Here is a 5,668-nt window from a genome sequence, read left to right as displayed (position 1 = left end):
AACTTACTGATAGTGTTTTATGTTCAGATAATGCCCGATGACCTTGTCATGCAGCTCCACCGATTTTGAGAACGACAGTGACTTCCGTCCCAGCCTTGCCAGATGTTGTCTCAGATTCAGGTTATGTCACTCAATGCGCTGAGTGTAACGCTTGCTGATAACGTGCAGCTTTCCCTTCAGGCGGGGTTCATACAGCGGCCAGCCATCCGTCACCCATACCACGACCTCAAAGGCCGACAGCAGGCTCAGAAGACGCTCCAGTGTGGCCAGAGTGCGTTCACCGAAGACGTGCGCCACAACCGTCCTCCGTATCCTGTCATACGCGTAAAACAGCCAGCGCTGACGTGATTTAGCACCGACGTAGCCCCACTGTTCGTCCATTTCAGCGCAGACAATCACATCACTGCCCGGTTGTATGCGCGAGGTTACCGACTGCGGCCTGAGTTTTTTAAGTGACGTAAAACCGTGTTGAGGCCAACGCCCATAATGCGTGCACTGGCGCGACATCCGACGCCATTCATGGCCATATCAATGATTTTCTGGTGCGTACCGGGTTGAGAGGCGGTGTAAGTGAACTGCAGTTGCCATGTTTTACGGCAGTGAGAGCAGAGATAGCGCTGATGTCCGGCAGTGCTTTTGCCGTTACGCACCACCCCGTCAGTAGCTGAACAGGAGGGACAGCTGATAGAAACAGAAGCCACGCAAGCACCTTAAAATCACCATCATACACTAAATCAGTAAGTTGGCAGCATTACCCGTGCCCGCAGGGGTATTTGAAAAATATGCGCTGGGTATTACCCCTGGTCAGAAACGGCTGTTGAGCAATCGCAAAACGCCGGATAATGCGATGATTATCAGTAACTTTTATTCGCCAATTTTGGTTTGCGCCGGTTAACGACAGGCTATACTTGCCCCATGATAACTCTCGTTCGTCCGACCATTGCTGCGGATATCGCCGCACTTCCAGACATTGAACGCGCCGCCGGGCAATGCTTTCGGCAGATCCCCGAATTGAGCTGGCTCGCTCAAGGCCCCGTCATCTCTGCCCGTTGCCATCAGCATTATCTGCAGCAGGAAATGAGTTGGGTGGTAGAACACAGCGGTCAACCGCGTGGTTTTCTGTTAGCAGAAGCACAGGATTCGACGCTGTTTATTGTCGAGCTCTCCGTGCATCAGGCGAGTCAGGGAATAGGGTTAGGTCGACGCCTTCTTAGCGATGTCGCGGTAGAGGCCAAAGCAAGGAGCTTCACGTCGCTCACGCTCACCACCTTTCGGGATGTACCCTGGAACGCGCCGTGGTATGCCCGAATGGGATTCGAAATGCTACCGGAAACGTCATTGAACGCTGCGCTACGGCAAAAGCTGGCACAAGAAGTGGCGCACGGCATGGCGTATGAATCACGCTGCGCCATGCGCCTGATGCTGAGCTAATGCGCCCTGACAGGGGCGCATGTCATATCAGAAGGTTTCCCAGTTTTCCCCGGTGTCGGTTGCCGCCGCTTTACGCAGCGTACCCGGCGCTGGCGCAGCGGCCACGCTGACCGGTTCGCGCGCGGTACTTGCCTGGCCCTGCTGGATGCGGAACACGGCCACCGCCTGCGTCAGTCGGCTAGCCTGCTCTTCCAGCGCCGCGGCGGCTGCCGCGGACTCTTCCACCAGCGAGGCGTTCTGTTGGGTGACACGGTCCATCTCCGATACCGCCAGGCCAACCTGGTCGATACCCCGGCTCTGCTCGTCAGATGCGGAAGCAATTTCGCCCATGATATCGGTTACGCGGGTTACCGCATTCACGATTTCATCCATGGTTTCGCCCGCGCTTTCTACCAGCGTGGAACCGAGGTCAATGCGGTTTACCGAATCTTCAATCAGGCTCTTAATTTCCCGTGCCGCCTGGGCGCTGCGCTGCGCCAGGTTGCGAACTTCACCCGCGACCACTGCAAAACCACGCCCCTGTTCACCGGCACGTGCGGCTTCCACCGCGGCGTTCAGCGCCAGAATGTTGGTCTGGAAGGCAATACCGTCAATCACGCTGATAATGTCGGCGATTTTCTGCGAACTGGCGGTGATATCGCGCATGGTCTGCACCACGTTATCCACGACTTTACCGCCCTTCTGCGCGGTTTCCGATGCGCTCAGCGCCAGATGGCTCGCCTGACGGGCGTTTTCGGCGTTCTGCTTCACGGTCGCCGTCAGCTCTTCCATACTCGCCGCCGTCTCTTCCAGAGAAGCCGCCTGCTGCTCGGTACGTGAAGAGAGATCGTTGTTACCCATCGCAATTTCACTCGCGCCGCTGTAAATCGCGTGAGCCCCCTGACGAACTTCGCCCACGGTGCGCGCCAGTTCACCCTGCATATGGCGCAGAGAGTGTGCCAGCTCGCCCATTTCGTTGTCGCTTTCCACGTCGATGCGTTTGACCAGGTCACCGCCCGCAATGTGGCGAATGCTGTCGATTAAACGATTCAGTGGTTCGATAAGCGTCTTGCGCACGCCCAGCCAGACGGAGATGATCACGGCCAGTACGGCGATCATCATGCTAAACAGGATCCACATGGCCTGCGTGTAGGAGGCATTGCTGTCGTTGACCGCCAGGTCGTACAGGCTGTCGTTCTGTTGCAGATAGTTGACGTACGCCTTCTCAAAGCCGTCCTGATAACCCTGAGTCGGTTGGTCGAAGAAGTCGTTGATTTTGCCTGCACCCAGCAGTTGGATAAGCTCGGACAGCGCGCCGTGGTAGATGTCGTAGTTACGTTTGATTTCCAGCGCCGCCGCTTCGCTCTGACGCGGGTCACGCGGCATCGCTTCGTACTCGGTCCAGCGTTTTTCCGCATCAGACAGTGATTTGGTGGCAATCTGCATCAACTCGGCAACGGTAGCGCCGCTGCCGATATTGTTCTGATCCATCATGTAACGGATCCCGGCACGGTTCAGGGTATTGTGGGTTTGCAGCAGAGCAACCCAGCTCCCGTTCAGCCAGGACTGCTGCTGACGCACAGTTTGCAGAATGGTGAGGTCCTCTTTGTCATGCTTCAAAGAGTTAAAGAAAAGTCCCCCTGACGCCAGCTGTAACAGGCCAAACAACACCAAAACCAGCACGAGGCTGGTGACGATCTTTATACGTTTTAACATGTTTCTCTTTCCTCCGGACCAATAACGAGTTTTCGGCGGGAAAAGACAAAACTTTATAGAAATTGTGACAATTAATACGGGTAGCGGCGCGATTTTGCATCACCGAGCGTGCCTGTTCCCCCTCACCCTAGCCCTCTCCCCATAGGGGAGAGGGAACCGATGAGTGCAGATTGACGAATCGCGTGGCCCGGCCAAGCGCAGCGCCGCCGGGGATGCTCGTTACCCGCGCAGCGCACAAATCTCGTCGTACAGGCCACGAGAAACATCCAGCCCATGCAGCTCACTTCGCTCGCGCACCAGATAGCGCCGCGCGCCAGATGCGTCCCGGCCTCTGCTCCCAGGAAACGCTGAGGGTCGAGCGCCAGAATCAACTCGCCGCCGTACGGCAGGCCGCCCGCGCCGTTATCCGACGCCAGCGATTCGGCGCTGGTCATATCGCCAATCAGCGGGCCGGCGAACAGTTCCACCATCGCCGCCAGCGCCGAGCCTTTATGGCCGCCGAAGGTCAGCATCGCCCCGTCCAGCACCGCCTGCGGGTCGGTGGTTGGCTGGCCGTCGCTATCAATCCCCCAGCCTTCTGGAATTGGCTTACCCGCCCGTTGGTGCAGCTGAATTTCACCGCGCGCTGCGGCGCTGGTCGCCATATCAAAAATAAACGGCGGCTTCGCACCGCGTGGCCAGCCAAACGCAATCGGGTTGGTGCCGAACAGCGGCTGGGTGCCGCCCGCCGGGGCCACCCACGCGTGGCTTGGCGTACAGGCGTAACCCACCAGCCCCACGTCGGTCAGCGGTTCCACGTCGGCAAACAGCGCCGAGAAGTGCACGCAACGGTTGATCGCCAGCGCCGCAATCCCACAGTGGCGAGCTTTTTCAATCAGCAGCGGCAGCGCCTTTTCATAGGCACACAGCGAATACGCCCCGTTGGCATCCGCTTTAACGATAGCGGGCGCCTGATCGACAATCGTCGGTTCCGCATCCGGCGACACCTTGCCTTTGCGCAGAGTTTCTACGATCCCCAGCAGGCGCCACAGGCCGTGTGAAGCACAGCCGTCGCGTTCACCCGCGGTGACGTTGCGGGCGATAGCGTCGGCGTGTGCGGCTGAAAATCCGTTTGAGCTGAGGACGTCGAAGGCCAGTTGATAGGCTTCCTTAAGCGCGATGTTTACCGTTGTCATGTTTTTCTCCATATTGTCGGACAGGCTTTAGCGCAGACGGAGGCGCAGGTTTTACTTAGTTAAAATATTGATTTACATCACATTTATTTTATTGAGCGCCAGCAATGTTCTCGCTAAACTCTATCACGCCTTTAATCAGCCGTGGATTATTGATGACATCTCGTTCATAGGTGCTACCCAACTCATCAAAGTGCAACCGGTGAGTCAGCAGCATGTCGGCGCGCAGCAGCCCACGCTGCATCAGCTCCCCCACCCGCGCAAAGTCCGCTTTTGTGGCGTTTCGGCTGCCCAGCAGCGTGGTCTCTTTTTTATGGAACTCCGGATCAGAGAACTGCAGGTCGCCTTTAAACAGGCCGACAAATACAATGCTGCCGCCGTGGCGAATCAACTCCACCGCGCGATTCATCGACTGCGCGCTGCCGGTGGCATCAATCACCGTCTGTGCAAGGTCACCGCCAAAGCTATCGCGCAACTGAGTGAGGAAGTCATCGGCCAGCGGATCGAGAGCCGGTAACGCCAGCTGGTGCGCCACATGCGCGCGGCGCTCCGGGCTAGTATCCACCATCACCACCTGCGCGTCTTCCGCCGCCGCAATGGCTGCCGTCCCCAGCCCAATTGGCCCAGCGCCCACCACCAGGACCGCGTCACCGGGCTTCACCGCCGCACGGCGAACCGCATGTGCGCTGATGGCAAACGGCTCGATCAGCGCAACCGCTTCGGGTGCAATGCCTTCCGCCAGCAGGATGTTTTGCTCAGGTACGCATAAATATTCGCTGAACCCACCATCACGATGTACGCCAAGGTAATGACTCCAACTTACTGATAGTGTTTTATGTTCAGATAATGCCCGATGACCTTGTCATGCAGCTCCACCGATTTTGAGAACGACAGTGACTTCCGTCCCAGCCTTGCCAGATGTTGTCTCAGATTCAGGTTATGTCACTCAATGCGCTGAGTGTAACGCTTGCTGATAACGTGCAGCTTTCCCTTCAGGCGGGGTTCATACAGCGGCCAGCCATCCGTCACCCATACCACGACCTCAAAGGCCGACAGCAGGCTCAGAAGACGCTCCAGTGTGGCCAGAGTGCGTTCACCGAAGACGTGCGCCACAACCGTCCTCCGTATCCTGTCATACGCGTAAAACAGCCAGCGCTGACGTGATTTAGCACCGACGTAGCCCCACTGTTCGTCCATTTCAGCGCAGACAATCACATCACTGCCCGGTTGTATGCGCGAGGTTACCGACTGCGGCCTGAGTTTTTTAAGTGACGTAAAACCGTGTTGAGGCCAACGCCCATAATGCGTGCACTGGCGCGACATCCGACGCCATTCATGGCCATATCAATGATTTTCTGGTGCGTACCGGG

General features: G+C 57.4%; 2 protein-coding genes and 4 pseudogenes. 1 reads left to right on the top strand and 5 read right to left on the bottom strand.

Annotation, left to right across the window (positions count from 1 at the left end):
* Positions 1-3 precede the first annotated feature (3 nt).
* Positions 4-701 (bottom strand): annotated as a pseudogene (locus OGY71_RS07555) (IS1 family transposase).
* A gap of 214 nt (positions 702-915) precedes the next feature.
* On the opposite strand from OGY71_RS07555, the gene OGY71_RS07550 reads away from it, so the two are divergent.
* The gene (locus OGY71_RS07550; RefSeq protein WP_057072932.1) at positions 916-1,431 is read left to right on the top strand and encodes a GNAT family N-acetyltransferase; all 516 of its coding nucleotides are present in this window, start codon (positions 916-918) and stop codon (positions 1,429-1,431) included.
* 27 nt (positions 1,432-1,458) lie between these two features.
* Here OGY71_RS07550 and tsr read toward each other — a convergent pair whose 3' ends face one another.
* The 4 genes and pseudogenes from tsr to OGY71_RS07530 form a co-directional block, all read right to left on the bottom strand.
* Positions 1,459-3,126 (bottom strand): methyl-accepting chemotaxis protein, encoded by a 1,668-nt coding sequence (tsr, locus tag OGY71_RS07545; RefSeq protein WP_137360107.1) that lies wholly within the window; start codon positions 3,124-3,126, stop codon positions 1,459-1,461.
* A 219-nt stretch (positions 3,127-3,345) separates the two neighbouring features.
* Positions 3,346-4,301 (bottom strand): annotated as a pseudogene (locus OGY71_RS07540) (Ldh family oxidoreductase).
* An 88-nt stretch (positions 4,302-4,389) separates the two neighbouring features.
* Positions 4,390-5,103: pseudogene (locus tag OGY71_RS07535) on the bottom strand (zinc-binding dehydrogenase); the annotation flags it as partial.
* 14 nt (positions 5,104-5,117) lie between these two features.
* Positions 5,118-5,668 (bottom strand): annotated as a pseudogene (locus OGY71_RS07530) (IS1 family transposase); the annotation flags it as partial.

The sequence above is a fragment of the Citrobacter sp. Cpo109 genome, from assembly GCF_030332565.1.
Taxonomy (GTDB): Bacteria; Pseudomonadota; Gammaproteobacteria; order Enterobacterales; family Enterobacteriaceae; genus Citrobacter; species Citrobacter portucalensis.
This window is presented reverse-complemented; position numbering and strand designations above follow the sequence as displayed.